This window comes from Thalassospira sp. GB04J01, assembly GCF_000751115.1.
GTDB classification, from domain to species: Bacteria; Pseudomonadota; Alphaproteobacteria; order Rhodospirillales; family Thalassospiraceae; genus Thalassospira; species Thalassospira lucentensis.
The window spans coordinates 197570-217679 of sequence record NZ_CCDX020000014.1 but is presented as its reverse complement, the minus strand read 5'-3'; the positions used below and the strand labels follow the sequence as shown (position 1 = coordinate 217679).

General features: G+C 52.4%; 21 protein-coding genes. 11 read left to right on the top strand and 10 right to left on the bottom strand.

The features are described from left to right. Positions 1-188 (top strand): hypothetical protein (locus tag AMM48_RS22325; protein ID WP_206748219.1); only part of this gene is annotated, 188 nt, incomplete at its 5' end. Positions 189-638: 450 nt separating this feature from the next. Here the strand turns inward: AMM48_RS22325 and AMM48_RS15725 are convergent. Next, the gene (locus tag AMM48_RS15725) at positions 639-875 is read right to left on the bottom strand and encodes a hypothetical protein (RefSeq protein ID WP_022733137.1); all 237 of its coding nucleotides are present in this window, start codon (positions 873-875) and stop codon (positions 639-641) included. Positions 876-902: 27 nt separating this feature from the next. On the opposite strand from AMM48_RS15725, the gene AMM48_RS15720 reads away from it, so the two are divergent. Next, positions 903-2204 (top strand): M23 family metallopeptidase, encoded by a 1302-nt coding sequence (locus AMM48_RS15720; RefSeq protein WP_244271254.1) that lies wholly within the window; start codon positions 903-905, stop codon positions 2202-2204. Positions 2205-2393: 189 nt separating this feature from the next. Here AMM48_RS15720 and AMM48_RS15715 read toward each other — a convergent pair whose 3' ends face one another. After that, positions 2394-4133, bottom strand: coding sequence for an ABC transporter transmembrane domain-containing protein (locus AMM48_RS15715; RefSeq protein ID WP_101299946.1), 1740 nt, complete (start codon positions 4131-4133; stop codon positions 2394-2396). 103 nt (positions 4134-4236) lie between these two features. Next, positions 4237-4569 (bottom strand): iron donor protein CyaY, encoded by a 333-nt coding sequence (cyaY, locus tag AMM48_RS15710; protein WP_022733133.1) that lies wholly within the window; start codon positions 4567-4569, stop codon positions 4237-4239. 280 nt (positions 4570-4849) lie between these two features. Between cyaY and rpmE the strand changes: the two genes are divergently transcribed. Both rpmE and AMM48_RS15700 read left to right on the top strand, forming a co-directional pair. Continuing rightward, on the top strand, positions 4850-5074 hold the full coding sequence (gene rpmE, locus AMM48_RS15705; RefSeq protein WP_022733132.1) for a 50S ribosomal protein L31: 225 nt from the start codon (positions 4850-4852) through the stop codon (positions 5072-5074). Between the two features lie 258 nt (positions 5075-5332). Next, positions 5333-7147, top strand: coding sequence for an adenylate/guanylate cyclase domain-containing protein (locus AMM48_RS15700; RefSeq protein WP_102784799.1), 1815 nt, complete (start codon positions 5333-5335; stop codon positions 7145-7147). A 137-nt stretch (positions 7148-7284) separates the two neighbouring features. Here the strand turns inward: AMM48_RS15700 and AMM48_RS15695 are convergent, their stop codons facing one another. Together AMM48_RS15695 and AMM48_RS15690 are read right to left on the bottom strand one after the other, a co-directional pair. Further along, positions 7285-7734, bottom strand: coding sequence for a DUF1465 family protein (locus AMM48_RS15695; protein WP_102784798.1), 450 nt, complete (start codon positions 7732-7734; stop codon positions 7285-7287). Between the two features lie 549 nt (positions 7735-8283). Continuing rightward, complete coding sequence (locus AMM48_RS15690) at positions 8284-8478, bottom strand: DUF1192 domain-containing protein (RefSeq protein ID WP_101299941.1); 195 nt, start codon at positions 8476-8478, stop codon at positions 8284-8286. Between the two features lie 128 nt (positions 8479-8606). On the opposite strand from AMM48_RS15690, the gene AMM48_RS15685 reads away from it, so the two are divergent. The 3 genes from AMM48_RS15685 to AMM48_RS15675 all read left to right on the top strand — a co-directional run bounded on the left by AMM48_RS15685 (position 8607) and on the right by AMM48_RS15675 (position 11605). Next, positions 8607-9626 (top strand): NAD(P)H-quinone oxidoreductase, encoded by a 1020-nt coding sequence (locus AMM48_RS15685; protein WP_244271253.1) that lies wholly within the window; start codon positions 8607-8609, stop codon positions 9624-9626. A gap of 315 nt (positions 9627-9941) precedes the next feature. Then, positions 9942-10622: a DUF1013 domain-containing protein gene (locus tag AMM48_RS15680; RefSeq protein WP_022733126.1), complete on the top strand. Its 681-nt coding sequence runs from the start codon at positions 9942-9944 to the stop codon at positions 10620-10622. A gap of 170 nt (positions 10623-10792) precedes the next feature. After that, complete coding sequence (locus AMM48_RS15675) at positions 10793-11605, top strand: DeoR/GlpR family DNA-binding transcription regulator (RefSeq protein WP_102784797.1); 813 nt, start codon at positions 10793-10795, stop codon at positions 11603-11605. Positions 11606-11720: 115 nt separating this feature from the next. Here the strand turns inward: AMM48_RS15675 and AMM48_RS15670 are convergent, their stop codons facing one another. Together AMM48_RS15670 and AMM48_RS15665 are read right to left on the bottom strand one after the other, a co-directional pair. After that, entirely contained in the window at positions 11721-13658 is a 1938-nt protein-coding gene (locus AMM48_RS15670; protein WP_279627497.1) for a propionyl-CoA synthetase, read from the bottom strand. A 409-nt stretch (positions 13659-14067) separates the two neighbouring features. Next, positions 14068-14232, bottom strand: coding sequence for a DUF465 domain-containing protein (locus tag AMM48_RS15665; protein WP_081649532.1), 165 nt, complete (start codon positions 14230-14232; stop codon positions 14068-14070). Between the two features lie 115 nt (positions 14233-14347). Here AMM48_RS15665 and AMM48_RS15660 point away from each other — a divergent pair, with 115 nt between their 5' ends. Beyond that, positions 14348-14965 (top strand): UbiX family flavin prenyltransferase, encoded by a 618-nt coding sequence (locus tag AMM48_RS15660; protein ID WP_101299938.1) that lies wholly within the window; start codon positions 14348-14350, stop codon positions 14963-14965. A gap of 57 nt (positions 14966-15022) precedes the next feature. Here AMM48_RS15660 and AMM48_RS15655 read toward each other — a convergent pair whose 3' ends face one another. Continuing rightward, positions 15023-15487 carry a TIGR02444 family protein gene (locus tag AMM48_RS15655; protein WP_102784814.1) on the bottom strand — a complete coding sequence of 155 codons (465 nt, stop codon included), beginning with the start codon at positions 15485-15487 and terminating at the stop codon, positions 15023-15025. A gap of 59 nt (positions 15488-15546) precedes the next feature. After that, positions 15547-16653 carry an ATP-dependent 6-phosphofructokinase gene (locus AMM48_RS15650; RefSeq protein WP_102784795.1) on the bottom strand — a complete coding sequence of 369 codons (1107 nt, stop codon included), beginning with the start codon at positions 16651-16653 and terminating at the stop codon, positions 15547-15549. Positions 16654-16773: 120 nt separating this feature from the next. Here AMM48_RS15650 and AMM48_RS15645 point away from each other — a divergent pair, with 120 nt between their 5' ends. Next, entirely contained in the window at positions 16774-16980 is a 207-nt protein-coding gene (locus AMM48_RS15645; RefSeq protein ID WP_022733119.1) for a DUF465 domain-containing protein, read from the top strand. 183 nt (positions 16981-17163) lie between these two features. Here AMM48_RS15645 and AMM48_RS15640 read toward each other — a convergent pair whose 3' ends face one another. Further along, complete coding sequence (locus AMM48_RS15640) at positions 17164-18003, bottom strand: diguanylate cyclase (protein ID WP_244271252.1); 840 nt, start codon at positions 18001-18003, stop codon at positions 17164-17166. A gap of 261 nt (positions 18004-18264) precedes the next feature. Here AMM48_RS15640 and purE point away from each other — a divergent pair, with 261 nt between their 5' ends. Both purE and AMM48_RS15625 read left to right on the top strand, forming a co-directional pair. After that, positions 18265-18765 carry a 5-(carboxyamino)imidazole ribonucleotide mutase gene (gene purE / locus AMM48_RS15630; RefSeq protein WP_102784794.1) on the top strand — a complete coding sequence of 167 codons (501 nt, stop codon included), beginning with the start codon at positions 18265-18267 and terminating at the stop codon, positions 18763-18765. A gap of 105 nt (positions 18766-18870) precedes the next feature. Next, a complete protein-coding gene (locus AMM48_RS15625) occupies positions 18871-19965 on the top strand; it encodes a 5-(carboxyamino)imidazole ribonucleotide synthase (RefSeq protein ID WP_102784793.1) in 1095 nt (364 codons plus the stop codon). The last annotated feature ends 145 nt before the right edge of the window (positions 19966-20110 follow it).

Below are 20110 nucleotides of genomic sequence, written 5' to 3'. Positions count from 1 at the left end.
TGATCAACAATGTCAAAGAACTCAAAGGCCGAAACCCTAAACCGCCTAACCCGCGTCGCCAATCTCGTCAGCGCCGCGCCTCGTCGGTGGAGGCGGGTTATAGGGTGCCGTCACAGAACTGTCAAACCCTTTTTGGCGAAAAAATGCATCTAAAATGCAAAAACTTCAAACGGCTTGCAAAACACTGAAAATGGCCGCTTGCCGCACTTTCACCCACTGATTGACAACATCCAGCCGTCGATAAACCAGAAGGATCAATTCGCATTCATAAGGCTCTTAATTCCTCACCTTTCCGAGACATTCAGATCTGCAAAACCAACCCCGATTTTAACCCACATATATATGTGTCTGTTTGTCGCCCCAACGCAGATCAGCTGCATCCATAAATTTCGACAAATTTCTTAGGCGTCATTGATCGCTCAATATCCAGATCAAATAACAGCACCTCCTCCTGCGAAGATGCATTTTTTTCTTCACCGGAAAAGTATAGCCCGATGCCCCACGTCGACCTGGATCAAAGCAGCCCGCATTGCCAACAAATGTTTGTTTTAATTTACGAAGCCTGCCTGGTTATCCGGGAAACGGAGCGGTTTCATTGCCCGAGAGACTGCAATTTTGATGGCGCCGAGCATCTCTTGTTATGAACTTTGGTCATTACGCGCCTTTATCTTGCCATTGTCAGGTGGCACCTCAGCGCCGCCCAACATCGAAATGGCGCGTAACTTCTTCAACGGTTCGTAAAGGAAATAGCGCCATGATGTCCGATAGGGCAATGCAATACCCTTGTTAATTGGCATTTCACAACGGCCTGACTTTTTTGTATAAGGTTTCTGGCCGATGTTGCCAAAAAGAGCAACGGGTTGAGCATACTGCATTTTTGGTTCTAGGGGAGTTCTACGGCGATGGCCGGAAGAGACTTGGCATCTATTGTCACTGTGATGGCAATTCTGGGGGGAACAGCGGGATATCTGCTTTCCGATCATTATTCCAACGCTACAGATACAGCCTTATCGGCGAGTGCTGCTGAAACACAGCACTCGGTTGAAAGCATCACCGAAACAGCAAGTATTCCCGATCAGACACCCCGTCATGAGACGGTCGTGCTTGAGCAGGGATCAAACTTGATGGCAGTTTTAACTGCCAGCGGGCTTGAGCGCACCATCGCCTATGATGCGATTGAAGCGCTGCGGGATGTTTACAATCCGCGCAAACTTCGCGCCGGTCAGGAATTTGAACTGGTGTATTCCGGTGACACGCAAGACAGTTATGAACTGCTTGATGTTTTAAGTTTTCAGCCAGACCCGGAAACAATTGTTTCCGTCTCACGCACTGACGATGGTTTTAATGCATCATCAGATAAGATCGAACTGACGACGGCCCAGAATGTTGCCGCTGGTACGATCGAACAAAGCCTGTTCCTTGCCGCAGAGCGTAACGGTGTCCCCCTGCCGGTTCTGATGGAAATGATCGAGCTTTATTCCTATGAAGTCGACTTCCAGCGCGACATCCAGCCGGGTGACAGCTTTGAAGTGATGTATCAGGAACTGAACAACGATGCAGGCGAACGCGTTCGGTATGGCGATGTGATCTACGCCAGCATGACACTAAGCGGTCATGAAGTCCGGCTTTATTCCTATACCGACAGCCATGGCGACACCGACTTCTATAATCAGAAGGGTGAGTCTTATCGCCGTGCCCTGATGCGTACCCCGATCAACGGCGCACGACTGTCGTCGGGCTATGGTGGTCGCAAGCATCCGGTTCTTGGCTATACCAAAATGCATAAGGGCGTCGATTTTGCCGCCCCACCGGGCACCCCGATCTTTGCGGCCGGTAACGGCAACATCGCGCGGATTGGCCCCTATAGCAGCTATGGCAACTATATCCGCATTCGTCACAATGATTCCTATTCAACCGCATATGCCCACATGACAGGCTTTGCCAAAGGCCTGCGTCAGGGGTCACGCGTTAAACAGGGCGACGTTATTGGTTATGTCGGCGCAACCGGCCGTGTCACCGGACCGCACCTGCATTATGAAATCCTCAAAGACAACGTGCAGGTCAATCCGATGCGGATCAAGATGCCAAGTGGCAAAATGCTTAAAGACAAAGAGCTTGAGACATTTCTGGCCGACGCACAAATCCTGCGCAAACAATATGCCGAGCTGTCACTTGAAAACAGAAAGATCGCCAGCGCGGATTAAACACCACCAAACACGGCAATATATTGCCAGACAAAAGCCCGCCAAACCGGCGGGCTTTTTTGTTGGCGGCATCGCCCGGTCCTTCACCCGCTAACGTCATAGCACTGAAGTACCAACAAAAAAGCCCCTAACCAGCTGGCAGGGGCTTTTGTCATAGAGCATCAAATCAACAGTGAGACTTTAAGGTTGTTAGGCAGCATCGCGTTCAAATTGCAGCTTTGCCAAGCGCCCATACAGTGGTGAGCTTTCGAGCAATTCTTGATGGGTGCCAATGGCAACCAGTTTACCATCATCAATCACCGCAATCCGGTCCGCATGCAACACGGTTGCCAAACGATGGGCAATGACCAGTGTGGTGCGTTCTTTCATGATGGTTTCAAGTGCTTTTTGAACAACCTGTTCGCTTTCGGCATCGAGCGCACTGGTGGCTTCATCAAGCAACAACACCGACGGGTTGCGCAAGATCGCACGTGCAATGGCAATACGTTGGCGTTGTCCGCCCGACAATCGAACGCCCTTTTCGCCAAGGAAACTGTCGAAACCTTCGGGCAAGCGTTCAAGGAATTCAGTGGCGTATGCGGCGTCGGCTGCTGCACGGACATCCTCATCGGACGCGCCCGGACGGCCATAGCGGATATTTTCCCACGCATTGGCCGCAAAGATCACCGGATCCTGCGCAACAAGCCCGATCCGTTCGCGCACCTCAACCGGGTTAGCATCGCGAATATTGACATCATCAACACAAATGATCCCGCTATCGGGGTCATAAAACCGCAGCAAAAGCTGAAACACCGTGGTTTTTCCTGCACCTGACGGCCCGACAAGGGCAACCGTTTCACCGCGTTTTACCTTAAGCGAAAATCCTTCAAGTGCGGAATTATCCGGTCGTGCAGGGTAATGGAATGTCACATTGTCAAAGCTGACATACCCCTGATGGGGTACTGGCAAGGCAATTGGATTTTCAGGTGCGTCGATTGACGGCTTGGTCGCCAGCAACGCCACCAGCCGTTCGGCTGCACCCGCAGCGCGCTGCAAATCCCCGATCACTTCGCTAATCGCGCCAACCGACCCGGCAACCACCACCGCATAAAAGACAAATGCTGAAAGCTCCCCCGCCGAGATCGTGCCATCAAGAACATCATGCCCGCCAATCCAGAGGATCGTTCCAACCGCGCCAAACACCATGACAATAACAATGGCGGTCAAAAGAGCGCGCGCCGAGATACGTGCAACTGCGGTTTTAAAGGCCCCTTCAACGAAACCGCCAAATCGGGCACTTTCAATTTCTTCGTGGGTATAGGCCTGCACCGTGCGCAAGGCATTCAACGTTTCTTCGGAAAAGGCGCTAACATCGGCAACCCGGTCCTGGGATTCGCGTGACAAACGCCGCACGCGCCGCCCGTAACCAATGATCGGCACAACCACCAATGGCACGACAAGAAGCACAAGTGCCGTCAGCTTGGGGCTGGTAATGGCAAGCATCGACAGCCCACCAATGAACATCAGGATGTTACGCAGGGCGATTGAAACGCTAGACCCGATAACGGCCTGAAGCAGTGTCGTATCGGTGGTAAGCCGCGACAGAACTTCACCCGTGCGGGTCACTTCAAAGAATCCCTGATCAAGTCGTATGATATGGCGATAAACAGCCGAACGGATATCAGCGACCACACGTTCGCCAATCCAGGACACCAGATAAAACCGCACATAACTTGCGCCAGCCAGCAGTACAGTCACCCCAAACAGCACAAACAGCGCACGATCAAGCAGCGTGCCATCACCTTCGGCAAAGCCCTGATCGACCAGCATGCGCAAGCCATTGCCCAAGGCCAATACAGTGCCGGATGCCGTCACCAGCGCAAGCAGCGCCCCGACAAGCTGCAGGCGATAGGGCGCGATAAACGGCAAGATTGCCCGTAAAGAGGACATATCCCGACTTGTTTCGCGGTCGGACAATTTTGCGGAAGCAGAAGGTCTACGCGCCACGGCACCCTATCCCGTATTCAAAGGAAACACGAAAGCCAATCACAGATCAGCCAAGATCAAGCTTATGCCCGGTCTTTACAGCCAGATCGGCAGATAATTGATCGTTTAAGGTCGTGGATCCACGGGTCGAGGTCCAGGTCTCATTATCGTCGTCAAAGTCATAATGGCTGGCACCACTCACAGGTGACGAAAGCCAGACCTGACGGTTGGGACCGTGCTTATTGACGATGAATTGCTCACCCGAATCGAGTTCGATGGTCAGAATTCCTGACTGCAAATCGACGTCAATGGAGTCCCCCAGCGCGTCATCAATGGTGTCGGAGAGATTTTCAATGGTGTCGTCTGCAATCTGATGAAAGCGCGTTTCCTCAAGGGCCACAGTCCTGTTCTCCGTCTGTCATCGCGGGAAACCAAGCCCCCGCATAGGCGATAATCGTTTGTTGGCGCACCATACTATATAAAGAGTGCTGTGCAAGTATGCATAAGAACGTGCCTGCGAGAAAAGCTTGAAACGTGGGCTGCGGACTGCTAAACGACCGCGAGATCGCTACTGCACTCCCTATCTATTTACGTTAATCGGATAATTACCGGTTACAGGGGTTGCGCGAGCCGATTTTTTACACTATACACCGCGCTTCAAATTCCGGAGTGATTAGGCGATGAAAAAAGATATCCATCCCGATTACCATGAGATCACCGTTCAGATGACTGACGGCAGCAGCTTCACCACACAGTCGACCTGGGGTAAACCTGGCGACCTGATGAAGCTCGACATCGATCCAAAAAGCCACCCGGCTTGGACTGGTGTTCACCGTCTTCTCGATAGCGGCGGGCAGCTTGCGAAATTCAAAAAGCGCTTCGCTGGTTTCAACATCGGTAATTAAGCAAAGAACACTTCTTTGTGTTCTTACGGATCAGCGCCCGCCGCATCTTCTTGATGCCGCGGGCGTTTTTCTTTGCCAAGGGACTAAATCGACGGCTCCATCCGATAGAAAAGCGGTTGAAAACCTTCAAATAATCAACTGCACCGTCATATCTGATGGTGAATCGGGCATTTTTTTGCCATAATTCACAATTCGCCGTACTGCGACAGCATCGAATTTGCTGTCTGTTTCGGTTTGTAAGAGTTACCAGGCTTGTAAATGAACCAAGTGGCTGCGCGTAACCAGATAAGTTATGAGGTCTATGTAAAAGACCGTTCAGGGCGTTGGCAAATCCACGCCCACTTTAGTGGTGCGCAAAAAAAGCAGGCCGAAGAAGAAGCAAAGCAGATCGAACGCGCCGCACATGTATCCGCGGTAAAGGTGATTCGCGAAGTTTACAATCACGGCACCAACAGCTCCGACGACTACGTCATTTACGAAACCCGCGATAAAGGCGGCAAAGCGTCCCCCGACAAACAAGCCAAGGCACCTGCGCCAAAACCTGCTGCCAAACCGGCAGCGTTTGAGCAGCCTGTGGCAAATTGTACCCCAAAAGCACAAAAACCTGCACCGGCCAAAAAAACCGTCGTAAGACACAACAGTACTGAATCCGGTGAACATGGGCTGATCGGTCTTATCCTGAAGATGGCGATCGCCTTTTGTGTCTCTATCGCGATTGGGCTCGCCGCAATGCTTGCCGCGGCAAAGGGGCTTGAATATCTGCCCAGTATGGGTGTTACCATTAGTCAGGGTTTCTACGACAAGGCCAACTTCGTCTCCTTTACCGTCGGCTTCCTTGCCAGCGTCGTACCGATGCTGATGTCGGTTACCAAAAAATACAAAGGTAACGGCAGAAACCCGTCATCAGCACGAACATCACAACCGAACCAGCGCAGCGTAAAAGCGGCTCAACCGCGCGGCCATGGATCGTTTGGGGGGTATAACTCCTCGGAAATGTCTGGATCGAAGAAGTCGGCTGCCGAGCTTGCCGCTGAAATCAGCGAAAACGATGTCCCGCAGGATTGCGAAAACACCGATCCGGTATCAGCCGAGGATAACGTCGACGGCAACGAAAATGCACAAAGCGACGATATCCCTGATGCACCGCTTGTCGAAACGCCCGATATGCGTAAGACCCGCGACAAAATGAAGGCATTTATCTCCGGCTCAATGCGCGCAATTCGCAAAAATGTCCCCAATCTGGATGCCTATCACAAATTCGGTGTGAACCTTTATGTCGCCGGGGCGTGTGATGCATGCAGTGAGAAGAATGCTCTTCAACAAAAAGATGGCCGCGCGGTTCTACGTGATTGCATCACTGCCCTTGGTGCCAACAAAGGCATGGCAGACACGTTTTGCAAGAATGTAGACAACTACATCCTTGAGCCAAAATATAAGGACATGTATGGCGCTGGGCGCCAATCCATGGCTTCTTATATCGAAGATGAAACCAGCATAAATGTGTCTGTCTCAAAGGCATTGGAAAGCTGGAGCGAAAAGCCCGCCGCCGGACCACAAGGTACTGCTGGAAAAAAACTGCATGCGCTGATGTTCACCGATATCGTCAATTCGACCCAGAAAACACAGGAACTGGGAGATCACGGCGCGCAGCAGATGGTCCATATCCATAACCAGATCGTACGGACGGCCTTGATCAATAACTATGGCAAGGAAGTCAAACATATGGGTGACGGCATCATGGCTGTCTTCCCGTCTTCGGCCAGCTCCGTTGAAGCCGCAATTGAAATCCAGAAGAACATGGCGTCACATAACGCCAGTCAGGACCTGAAATTCCAGATCCGGATCGGTATCAATAGTGGCGAGGCCATTGCCGAAGAAAATGATCTGTTTGGGACTGTCGTTCAGCTTGCCGCGCGCGTTTGCGCCCAAGCTGGCGGGGATGAAATTCTGGTGTCCCAGAACACCAAGAACACCTATGCCGGCAGTCGCGCCAACTTTACCTCTCAGGGCACGCGGACAATGAAGGGCTTCGCCGAGCCGATTGAAGTCTTCTCCGCGACCTCACGCACCTAAACAGCTCAACCCAACACCTTTCCCCAGCAAACATACTTCTAGTGACATTCCATACTCCGGAACGGGTCGTTAACCTTGTATGGGCTTATGAGACTGCGCTATGGCGCTCAGTCGCGTCTGTTGAGAGGAATTTGCGGTCAGGCATTGCACCGTGCAGCCACCTGAAGCTCCATCCGCGCAGCACGCATATAAAGCCCATGGGCGCGCTCCATGAGATCAAGCAACTCTGGCGACAGGAATGCACATTGTGCGCGTTGATCATCAATGCAGACCCTAAGATCAGTCATGAGGTTGTCCGTATCAACGGCTTCGTCCCAGTCTATTTCACCGGCCTCAACCGCCCGCACCGTCAAAAGCCACCCCATCGCGCGGATCAAACGCGTTGTCATACGCATTTCTTCCAAGCATTGCGTCATGGCGTCAATAGATCGCCCCGGTTTTCCGCGATTTTTTCTATGTGCAGAAAGGTAATTTCGTGCCTCCACAAGCAAGGTGAAGGCCTCATCATAGGTTCGCGAAAAATGAACGACTGCGAAATTGCTTTTGTAGGACGCCTGACCTGACGCCGCTGGGTGCTCTTGGTCCATTTAAAGTATATTGGAAATACACAGGCAGGCTTCAAGGATCGTTCTATTGAGCACCAAATAGAAAGACCGCCCTTTTTAGGGCGGCCTCACCTCAACCTGCTAAACTTGCCGGACTTTTTTTAAGTTTTGTTCTTCTTGTGCACGAACATTAGCCAGCGGTTCATAAGCGGTCAAGGCTATTAATTGCACAATTGTGACAATACGTATTAACCCGTATGTCCCTGCGCGATCTTTCTCACAGGGGACAAGCCCGCTTACACAAGCAGTTCCCTAATCAACTAAACAAAAAGAACCGCCCTAATGAAGGGCGGTCCAGTTTAACAGGGAGGCATCGAAACATCACGTTCGACAAGGGGTCAACAAGTGACCCGTATTCCATATATAAGACCGCAAGTTTAAATTTCAATTAACCCAAGGTTTAAAAATTTATCCTTACGTCTAATAAACGGTGACACCTGATACGCACAACATGCACCGGGCAAGACCACGGCCAAATGATTGCTTGGAACGAGGACCTTGTCTGCTTTGCTAGACAGCTCGATATTGCCATCAGGACTTAAACAGCGCCTGTGCACCAGCCAACGCACCTTCGCGGTGTGAAAGCGCATACTCGACATTGGCAATCTCTTGTTCCAATGCGGTGCGATAGGCATGCAAACTGTCTACAGACATGCCTTCAAGATTACGTGGCAAACCAAATTCTTTCGCCTTCGCAGTTACCAGATCATCCTCGTTCACGACCATCCTCCATTAAATTGCTGCGAATATCATACCTGCACGCGTTCGTTGATTTAAGGGTTTGTTGGTTTTCCCAGTCGCCTTTTACCGTTATGAGATAGGCACAAATGTTTCCATTCGCCACGGAGGTCGTTATGTCACAGTCCGATTTGCAAAAGCCCGACTTGCCCAAACACATGCAGGCCATCGAAATACGCAACGACCGTGAAAAGCCTTATTTGGCATTGGGGGAAACGGCTCTCCCGGAATTTGGACCAGAAGACGTTCTGGTGCGTGTTCGTGCAAGCGGGGTCAACCGCCCTGATCTGATGCAGGTTGCGGGCATGTACCCACCACCAGCCGGTGCATCCTCAATTGTCGGGTTGGAACTGGCCGGTGAAATCGTTGCCGTCGGTGCAGATGTCACTGACTGGCAGATTGGCGACACAGTCTGCGCCTTGGTGACCGGGGGTAGTTATGCCCAATATACTGCGGTACCCGCTGCACAGTGCCTTCCGGTGCCAAACGGGCTTAGCATGGTTGAGGCGGCTGGCCTTCCCGAGACGTTCTTTACCGTCTGGCACAACCTGTTTGACAAGGCCGGTTTGAGCGCGGGCGAAACATTGCTTGTGCACGGCGGGACGTCGGGCATTGGCACAACCGCCATTCAGTTGGCCAAGGCATTTGACGTCAAAGTCATAACAACCGCTGGAACTGACGAGAAATGTCAGGCCTGCCGGGAACTTGGCGCCGATATCGCCATCAATTACAAGACCCACGACTTTGTCGAAGAAGTCAAAACCGCCACCGATGGCAAAGGCGCAAACGTCATCCTTGATATGGTTGCGGGTGATTATGTCAGTCGAAACTTCAAGGCCGCTGCCGTCGAAGCGCGTATTCTGATTATTGCTTTCCTGAATGGTCCAAAGGCCGAAACCAATTTCACCCCGCTATTGCTTAAACGCCTGACCCTGATGGGATCAACACTGCGCGCACAACCCGTGGCAAACAAAGGTGCGATTGCACAAAGCCTGCGTGAAAAGGTATGGCCATTGATTGAGTCGGGCAAAATCGCACCGGTGATTTATAAAACATTGCCGCTTTGTGATGCCGATGACGCCCACGCGATTTTGAAGGGTGGCGCCCATGTCGGAAAAGTGATACTTGAGGTGTAGATTGAGGCACTTTCAATCGCTTACGGATAACGGTTGGCACGTAAAGTCTGACCGATCTTGGGTGACAGTCCATAGATTGCGGCACGCGGAAGAAATATTCTTTTGGCAAACCCGCAACAGATTGTTGCATTTAACCGCGCATTGATCGAAAAGAACGCTGTGGCGGGTCCGTTGATGCGCGGCAACACTCGTGGTTGCCTTCGCAGCATTGCCGGATCACCAAAAGAGATTATATTCTGGGGCATACATTCCTGCGTATTTGGGCTTAGACCCATCGCCGGTCTCCAGAGAGATAAAAGGAAACTAGGAGGAATTATGGCACAGCCCCTCATGCCCAAAGCAACCGCTGTATGGCTTATCGACAATACCGGCTTGTCGTTCCGGCAGATTGCTGCCTTTACCGAACTGCACGAGCTGGAAATTCAGGCCATTGCCGACGGTGACGTCAGTCAGGGCATTGTTGGCCGTGACCCGGTCGCCAACAGCCAATTGACCCAGGAAGAAATCACGCGTTGCGAACAAGACCCGCGTGCTCTTTTGAAAATGGCCAAAAGCGATTTGCCGCGCCCGCGCGCGCAGTCCAAAGGTGCCCGCTACACCCCGGTTTCCAAGCGCCAGGATCGCCCGAATGCGATCGCTTGGCTGCTTAAGCATCACCCGGAATTGTCGGACGCACAGGTTTGCAAACTGATCGGCACCACCAAGGACACGATCGGCAAAATCCGTGACAAGAGCCATTGGAACTCAGCAAACCTTGCACCGCGTAACCCGGTGACAATGGGCCTTTGCACCGAACTTGACCTTGAAAAACAGGTCGTGATCGCGCGTTCCAAAAATCCCGAAAAGATTGTCACCAACGTCGAGCCCGATCCGCTGCCAGAAGAATTGCAGATCAATCCGGAACCAGATTTCCCGGGCAAGAAAAAAAGCGACAAGAAAGAAGACCTCAAGACTTCCGATTATATGGAAGCCGCGGAAAACCTCTTCCGTTCCTGATTTCTTTCAAAAGGCCGCCTTTTACAGGCGGCCTTTTTTCTTTGAGCCGCCCCACAAAAAACGCGTATGATTTGTTTCATATGAACGCCGTTAAACTGTAACGGAACCGACATGCGCGCAGCATACCATGCGCCAGCTTTTCAGACGAACAACACCGAAGAAACGTTTCCATGCAAAAACGTCCAACCGAACGCCAAGCTGGCATTGTTGAACTTGTTCGCGCCGATGGTTTTCGCACCATCGAGCAACTCGCAGAACGCTTTGACGTCACACCACAAACGATCCGACGGGATGTAAACGCCCTGTGTGACGAAGGGCTCTTGCGCCGTCGCCATGGCGGCGTTGAACCCGCCCTTGAACATGAAAACATCGCTTATCGGGCGCGCAAGGTTCTCAACGTTAACGAAAAACGTAAAATTGCGGCACTGGTTGCACGTGCAATTCCCGACGAAGCATCGCTTTTCTTTTCCATTGGTACCACACCGGAACTGGTGGCAAGCGCGCTGTTGCAACATCGCAATTTACGGATATTCACCAACAATCTGAATGTTGCCTATGTTGCTGCAACCAATGACAGTTTTGACGTTACCTTGATCGGTGGGCGCTTGCGCAACCGCGACCGGGACGTGCTTGGCCCGGAAGTCGAAGAGTTCTTTAACAGCTACAAAGTCGATTACGGTATCTTTGGGGTCGGCGGAATTGAAAGCGACGGCAGTCTGCTTGATTTCGACGAACAGGAAGTCCGTGCCCGGTCCGCTATCCTGAAAAATTCGCGCAAAAACTATCTGGTTGCGGATCACACCAAGTTTGGACGCAACGCGGTTGTTCGCGGCGGCTCCATCACACAGGTTACCGCATTCTTTACCGACCGCCTGCCGCCTGATCACATCTCACAGATGATCTCAAAGGCCGGAGTTGATCTTCACATCCCCGAAGCAAACGCCGATTTCCCGACCTTTTTCATGCCAAACGACGATAACTAAGGTTCGCCCTCTCGCTCTTGGTATCGAACGTAACAGCACGCACAAAGAAACACCCGTCATTGTGAAAATGACGGGTGCCAATTTGCTTCATGCAAGCAAGGTGAAGGAGTTTGCGTTATTTGGCGTAACCGATCTCTTTAAGCGCATCAGCGATTTCTGGCAAAATCGCCGGATCATCAATCGTCGCCGGGGTGTTGTAACTTTCCCCATCAGCAATCGACCGCATTGTTTTACGCAGTATTTTACCCGACCGGGTTTTGGGTAACCGATCCACAATCGTTGCCTGCTTGAATGCTGCCACCGGGCCGATCTGATCGCGGACCATCGCAACAATTTCAGCAATGATCGTATCATGCGGTCGGGTCACCCCGGATTTCAGCACCACAAAGCCCAGCGGTAATTGCCCCTTAAGATCATCATGCACGCCAATGACCGCACATTCGGCAACATCCTGATGGCCCGACAGAACTTCTTCCATCCCGCCCGTCGACAAACGATGCCCGGCGACATTGATAATGTCATCGGTACGCGACATGACATAGATATAGCCATCTTCATCAATAAAGCCGGCATCCCCGGTGGCGTAATATCCCGGGAATTCTTCCAGATAGGATGATTTAAATCGTTCTTCGTTCTGCCAAAGCGTTGGCAGTGTTCCCGGCGGCAATGGCAGCTTGGCAACCAATGCACCAATCTTGCCACGTTCAAGGCGATTGCCGCCTTCGTCCACCACCTGAACATCCCAGCCACAGACAGCAACCGTCGGTGACCCATATTTAATTGGCAGCAATTCGACCCCGCGCGGATTGGCACAAATCGGCCAGCCGGTTTCGGTCTGCCACCAATGATCAATCACCGGCACACCCAGACTTTTCTCCGCCCATTGCAGGGTATCGGGATCGGAACGCTCCCCGGCCAGATAAAGTGCTTCAAAACAGCTTAGATCGTAATCGCCCATCAACTTTGCATTGGGATCATCACGCTTGATCGCACGAAAGGCCGTTGGGGCCGTAAACAGCACCTTGACCCGATGCTGTGAAATCACCCGCCAGAACGCACCGGCATCAGGTGTGCCAACCGGTTTTCCTTCATACATGATCGTCGTACACCCGGCCAAAAGCGGCGCATAGACAATGTATGAATGACCGACCACCCAACCAACATCGGATGCCGCCCAATAGACATCACCGGCCTCAACGCCGTAGATGTTTTTCATCGACCAGTGCAATGCGACCATATGTCCACCATTGTCGCGCACAACGCCCTTTGGCTGGCCGGTGGTGCCCGACGTATACAGGATATAAAGCGGATCGGTGGCCGCGACCGGCACACAGTCTGCTGGAGCGGCCTTGGCACATTCAACAACCCAGTCATAATCCCGACCATCTTGCATCGGTGCCTCGCATTGCGAACGCTGAAACAGCAAAACACTCTCGGGTTTGTGATCAGCACGCTCGATCGCGCGATCAAGAAGCGGCTTATACTCAATCACCCGACTTCCTTCGACGCCGCAACTCGCTGCCATAACCAGTTTTGGTTTTGCATCATTAAAGCGCGTTGCCAGCTCGTTGGCCGCAAAGCCCCCGAACACCACGGAATGGATTGCCCCGATCCGCGCACAAGCCAGCATTGCCATCGCGGCCTGCGGGATCATCGGCATATAGATAATCACCCGGTCGCCTTTGGTCACACCGCGTGCTTGCAACGCCCCGGCAAGACGCGCAACCTCGTCGCGCAAACGGGTATAGGTGAATGTTTCAACTGTGGACGTTACTGGGCTGTCATAAATCAGGGCCGCCTGATCACCGCGTCCGTCTTCGATATGGCGATCCAGCGCGTTGAAGCACGTATTGACCTCGCCACCGCTGAACCATCGATAAAACGGGGCGTTGCTGTCATCGAGAACCCGATCCCACTTTTTATACCAGGACAGTTGTTGGGCGGCTTCGGCCCAGAATTCTTCCGAGTGGGTCATCGAACGATCATAGAGTTCCTGATAGCGACCGGTCATAGGCAAAACGTCCTCCCGCAAAGTTGGGTCTGATGCCCAAATGGTATGCGTCTGTGTGGCGCGCAGTCCCCTGACCGATAAATCAAACGGTGACAATCAGGTCAGAGGGCAGTTGAACTGGCATGCGCCAATAAATCGGCATCATAATACCGATTTAATTTCCAATTACCCCTTAGACATTGGTAGAGAACCAAAAATCCGCAGAAACGTGCAGATTATTATTACTCCAAAACACCTGTCATTTGGCCGACCTGATCTAGGTGCGTCGGCCTCACCGTATATTTGGGGAGGATTAATATGATTGAAAGGCGCCCACGAGAATGCCGCCTCACGTCGTGGGCGACAGTCGGAGGCGGCAAAAGATAAAGGATTGGATTTTACGAGGTCGCTACACCGTCAGCACTGGCACGTTCACGCTGATCATCACGTGATTACGGCCATGCCCGGACGGCTAATGGGTTATTCGGTTTATCTCGTCCTTGATTTCAAGCTTGCGACGTTTAATGTCTGCGACAAGGGAATCATCTGGCGCCGGTCGGCGCTGCTCGTGATGGAGGTCCTGCTCAAGTGCAGCGTGTTTGGCAGTTAGAGCTTCGATATGGCTTTGAACGCTCATTCGCCTACTCCTTATATCTGACATTGCCCACAAGAAGATGGTATTAATTTTGTAACATGATTTCCAGTGTTTCAATCATCATCGTGAACAAGAACACAGTCCAGCAAGGATCGGCATGACGCAAAAAGATCGACTTATCATTGGCATAACCGGTGCTTCCGGGGTGATTTACGGCATACGATTTTTGCAGTTGCTCAAAAACACGCCGATTGAAACCCATCTGGTTCTTTCCAAGGCGGCCGAGCGCACCATCGCCTATGAAACCGATTACAAAATTCGCGAAATCAAAGACATGGCGGACGTGCTACATGACAATGCGGACATTGGGGCCCCGATTGCGTCGGGGTCGTTCCGGGTGCGCGGCATGGTCATCGCCCCTTGCTCGATGAAGTCATTGGCCGAGGTTGCAAGCGGAGTCGCAGATAATTTGATCGCGCGGGCTGCTGATGTGATGCTTAAGGAACGCCGTCGCCTTGTCCTGATGGCGCGCGAAACCCCGCTGCATGCCGGACATATCCGCAACATGGCGCAAGCCACTGAAAACGGTGCGATTATCGCCCCACCCGTTCCGGCCTTTTATGCCCGTCCGACATCCCTTGATGAGATGGTCACCCAAAGCTGCGGGCGGATTCTTGATCTGTTTGACATTGATCTGCCCGAAACCGCACGCTGGGGCGATGAAGATGCCCAAAACCACATCCCCGTTACCGGCAAGCCGCGAAACCGCGAATAACCTCGGGCCGCGACGCAGTATGGTCTGCGTCGCACCGATGCGCTGAACATCAGCGTGTCAGCGCAAACCCATCAATCGACAAAGCTGATCAAACGCATCATCACATTCCGCCTGCGTCAAATCAAAGCGGTTTGGCGATAAATAGGCATGGGCCGCTGCCAACGGATCGGTGGCCTCAATCGTTTCAACCGCGTCGCACAGGATATGCTGTTCAATGCGTTCGGCCTGCAATTCGTCTGATTTGACTTTCTGCCGTAAGGCCTGCGCGGTTTCGCGGGATTGATTTTTCAAATAGCGCCGCGTTTGGCGCAACGGAATAATGACCTTGTCGCGCCAGTCCTTCACCGCCATTTCAAGTGCCGAAATGCTATGTGGTGCACGCCCTTTCTGCCCCAGATAGAACATGAACAACATCATGTTCACATCCAGTCCACATCGCTCCTGAAGGGTCAAAAATAATGGCGCGACCCCGTCACGGCCATACATCTCGACCGTAAAACGCCAGACATCTTCATGGTCCATCAAAAACCCAACCTGTTTGTTTCTTGTTTTCTTTAACGTGTCTTGCTGTGGTGTGGTGATCACACCGTCTTTGCCGTGCGTGTAATCTTTGGCGGTTGCCCGATATAGGCCCCAAGCCCCTTGGCCGTTGAAACCATCGTGCCCGCGGTATCGACCAAGCGCGGGCCAACAATAACATCCTTCACCGCAACATCGATCACTTTGCGTTTGGACCATGCCACGACACGGTCGAATTTCTGATCGGCGATCAGGTCAACCGCATGTACACCAAAGGCCGATGCAATCACCCGATCACGTGGGGATGGAATGCCGCCGCGCTGGACATGGCCCAGAACCGTCACACGGGTTTCCCAGCCTGTCCGCGCGCCCAACTCATCAGCCAACCAATGACCAATGCCGCCATAGCGGTTTTTTTGCCCGTCATGGCCTTGCGTCACGGCCGCACCGTCATCGCGTTTGACCGCCTCGGCAACAATCACCAACGCATGATTGCGTCCACGTTTACGAATGTTCAGACAATGTTCGGTCAGCGCATCCAGATCATAATCCATTTCCGGGATAAGGATGGCATCGGCACCGCCCGCAACCCCGGCAAACAGCGCAATATGCCCCGCATCACGCCCCATGACTTCAAGGATCATGATCCGGTCGTGGGATGCTGCGGTCGGCTGCAACCGATCAAGCGCCTCAACCGCAACATTCACCGCCGTGGTAAAGCCGACCGAATATTCGGTTAGGGCCAGATCGTTATCGATGGTTTTGGGAATCCCGACCAGATTGATACCGCCCTTTATGGCCAGCCGATGCAGGATTTCCATGCTGCCATCCCCACCAACCCCAATCAGCGCATCCAGCCCCAAGGTGCGATAACCTCTAATCACGTCATCGGAACGGTCGGCAAAGCTGCCATCTGGCATGGGATAGTTGAACGGATCGCCCTTGTTAATCGTGCCAAGGATCGTCCCGCCCATGCGCAGCATCGCGTCATTATTGACATGATCATTCAGATCAATTGCCTGCGGCGGGTCCTGCATCAAACCGTGTGCACCCTGACGGATACCAATCACGTCCCAGCCATAACCAAGCACCGCACGGCGTACCACAGCCAGAATGACGGCGTTCAACCCTGCACAGTCGCCACCGCTGGTCAAAATTCCGATCCGCATGCACTTTCCTCCGGCTATCGGCAGATTTGTTTTAAAAGGTGGTACAAATCATATGGGTCCACTATCTGATATCTGTTAATATCATTGTCCCTTCGCGTTGATTATTAAGCTGGATCAAAAATGGACGAAATCAATCAGATCGAGATTGAAAAAAGACTGATGTCGTTACGCGAGGAACACCGGGATCTCGATATTGCCATCGAACAAATGGTTGTCGCCCCGCATCATGACCAGCTTCGTCTGGGCCGCATGAAAAAGCGCAAACTCGCCTTAAAAGACGAAATTCGCTACGTCGAGTCGCAGCTTGTTCCTGATATTATTGCCTGATTTTGGCACCTGTTTCGGCCTGATCCGAAAATTAACCACCTAGGCTTAGGTCCTGTCTTGCGCGAACCAAATGTTTGATGCATTTGGTGTCTGGCGTATGTTTTGTCACGGTGGGCAGGTGATGAAATGCAATAGTGGGCAGGATAATCTGGCACGGCAATTAACCGACCACGGCACCTTCGATCATATCCCGAAGGGGATACGTTCAAGCTGTGCCAGACGCATTTCCTTTTCCGCACGTAATGCGAAATCGGCCGCATTCAATGCTGAAGTTGCGGTATCGCCATTGCGCGCCTGATAAATCCCAAAAACCGGCTTTACGGCGATGAACTTACCCTTGTGCGAAAACGGCGACTGATTGATCTGTCGGACAACCGCATCAATACGCAAACGCGTATCGTCTTTATCAACGTTAAAAAGCAGGGCGGCAAAATCATTACAGCCCAAATATCCAAGGTGATGGGGCGACATGATAAAATCGGCCATGATCTGGTGGACGTACTTAAACAGGCCGTCTTTGCATTCCTGTCCATGACGTTGCAGAATCTCGTCGATATTTGACAATTCACACACAAGCAGCATGCGCATTGTTCTGTCTGTGCCTTGAACCGCCATTTCATTTTCAAGAATTTGCATGAAGGCAGGTCGGCTCATCGCCCCCGTAAAGGGATCGCGCCCCTCGGACCGGGCAAGATAGGCCTGATGTTTCTTAAGGTCCGACAAATTTTCACTCAAACCATTGATGCGCACCATCAACCGTCCAATCGCCTGTTCAACCGCAGGCGTCACTTGACTATCGGGAATGCCCAAAACATTGGCCATGTCTGGCGTATGAAACGGTTGATCATCAACTGCGTCGGGCAGGTTACCGGTATCAATATCAACTTCGTGATGCTGATGCATGGACGACCGACGACGCACGGCGTCCTTGCCATACGCAAACGCGCTATATTGATTTGATGAATACCGTCCATCTCCTGCCCCCATGGATGGGATCGTCGATGGGGGCCGTGTGACTTTCATGTCTGACCTTCCCGTGCTACGTGCACAGTTATATAAGCAATAAGTGAACAATAAATCAAAAGTACATTTTATTCATCATAAAATTCAACCATCAATAAGAATAGCTCAACTATTCTTACGATCAGGACCAACACATCGGCCCGCAAACAGGCACCGCATAAGGATTTTGCGAATGCGTAGGCACTCTGCAGACTTGCATGATACCGGTTGCTGCATATAATGCGGCCCTTCACGAAACCGCCCGCAAACGGAGCCGCCAACATGAGCGATCAATCCCCGGTCATCGGCATCATCATGGGAAGCCAGTCTGACTGGGAAACCATGAAAAACGCAGCAGATATCCTCGATGCGCTGAATGTCGCCTATGAGACGAAAATCGTTTCGGCCCATCGCACACCTGATCGCCTGTATGACTATGCCAAAACGGCAAAATCGCGCGGCCTGAAAGTCATTATTGCCGGTGCTGGCGGAGCTGCCCACCTTCCGGGTATGGCCGCTGCCATGACCCCGCTTCCCGTTTTGGGTGTTCCTGTCCAAAGCAAAGCCCTTAAGGGGCTTGATAGCCTGCTCTCAATCGTCCAGATGCCAGGTGGGGTTCCGGTCGGAACCCTTGCAATCGGATCAGCCGGGGCAAAGAATGCCGGGTTGATGGCCGCTGGCATCATGGCGCTGATGGATGACGGTCTGGCAAGCCGTCTTGATGACTGGCGTGCCGCCCAAACAGATGCAGTCGCCGACGCGCCGGTTGATCCGGCACCATAAAGCACTATGCGCGCCCATTCGGGCGCGTTTTTGTTTTGGCAATTGGGTTAAGACCCTAAATACCCTGTGCCGGAAATCGGCATCCAATGATCATTCGAGGAAGACATGACGCAGGACTTCGAAACGCGCGTTATCGCACCGGGCAGCACCATCGGCATCATGGGCAATGGCCAGTTGGGCCGCATGGCGGCATTCTGTGCCGCAGAACTCGGCTATAAAGTTCATGTCTTTGGCCCCGGCGCAGACAGCCCGACCGAACAGGTCTGTGCAAAGGCAACCGTTGCCGATTACAGCGATCTGGACGCTCTGCGCGCCTTTGCTAATGACGTCGATGTCGTGACATTTGAATTTGAAAATGTCCCGCATGACAGCGTCAAGCTGCTGTCTGAACTGGTCCCGGTACGTCCGGGCTGGAAATGCCTGCATCTTTCCCAGAACCGCCTGCGCGAAAAAACCTTCTGTAATGATCATGGTATTGGCACCGCACCGTTTGAAGCCGTCCGTTCACTTGCTGATCTAAAGGCCGCCGTTGCCAAACTTGGCCGTCCGTCGGTTCTAAAAACCACCGAGATGGGCTATGACGGCAAAGGTCAGGTCAAAATCACCGACGATACCGACCTTGCCTCGGCATGGGCTGAAATGAAGGACGCCGAAGCCATCCTTGAAGGCTTCATTTCGTTTGAACGCGAAATCTCGGTCATTGTCGCGCGCGGTGTCACCGGCGATACAGCCTGCTTCTGCCCGGTCGAAAACGTCCATACCAATCACGTTCTTGATGTGACTGTCGCGCCAGCCGAAATTGCGCAAGGCCTGTCAAAAAAGGCCGAAGACATCGCCATCAAGCTGGTTACGGCAATGGAGTTTGTCGGGCTTCTGGCGGTTGAAATGTTTGTCACCACCGATGGTCACATTCTGGTCAATGAAGTCGCCCCGCGCCCGCACAATTCCGGTCACTGGACGATTGATGCCTGTGTCACCAGCCAGTTCGAACAATTCATTCGCGCTGTTTGCGGTCTGCCACTTGGCGATCCAAGCCACCATTCCAATGCCCGGATGAAGAACCTTTTGGGCGATGACATTGACGGTTGGCAGGCAATTTTGACCGAGCCCAATGCAAAACTGCACCTGTACGGCAAGGCCGAAGCAAAACCGGGCCGTAAAATGGGCCATGTGACGTGGGTTTTACCGAAAAAAGACTGATCACATCCTCATCAACTGACGCATTATGGCTCCGGATATCATGGCATATCCGGAGCTTTTTTATGACACTTCAACACCTTACCAGAAAATGACGGACCCAAGCATTTTATGCCGGGCGAACTGGCATCAGACTTGCTGTTATGGG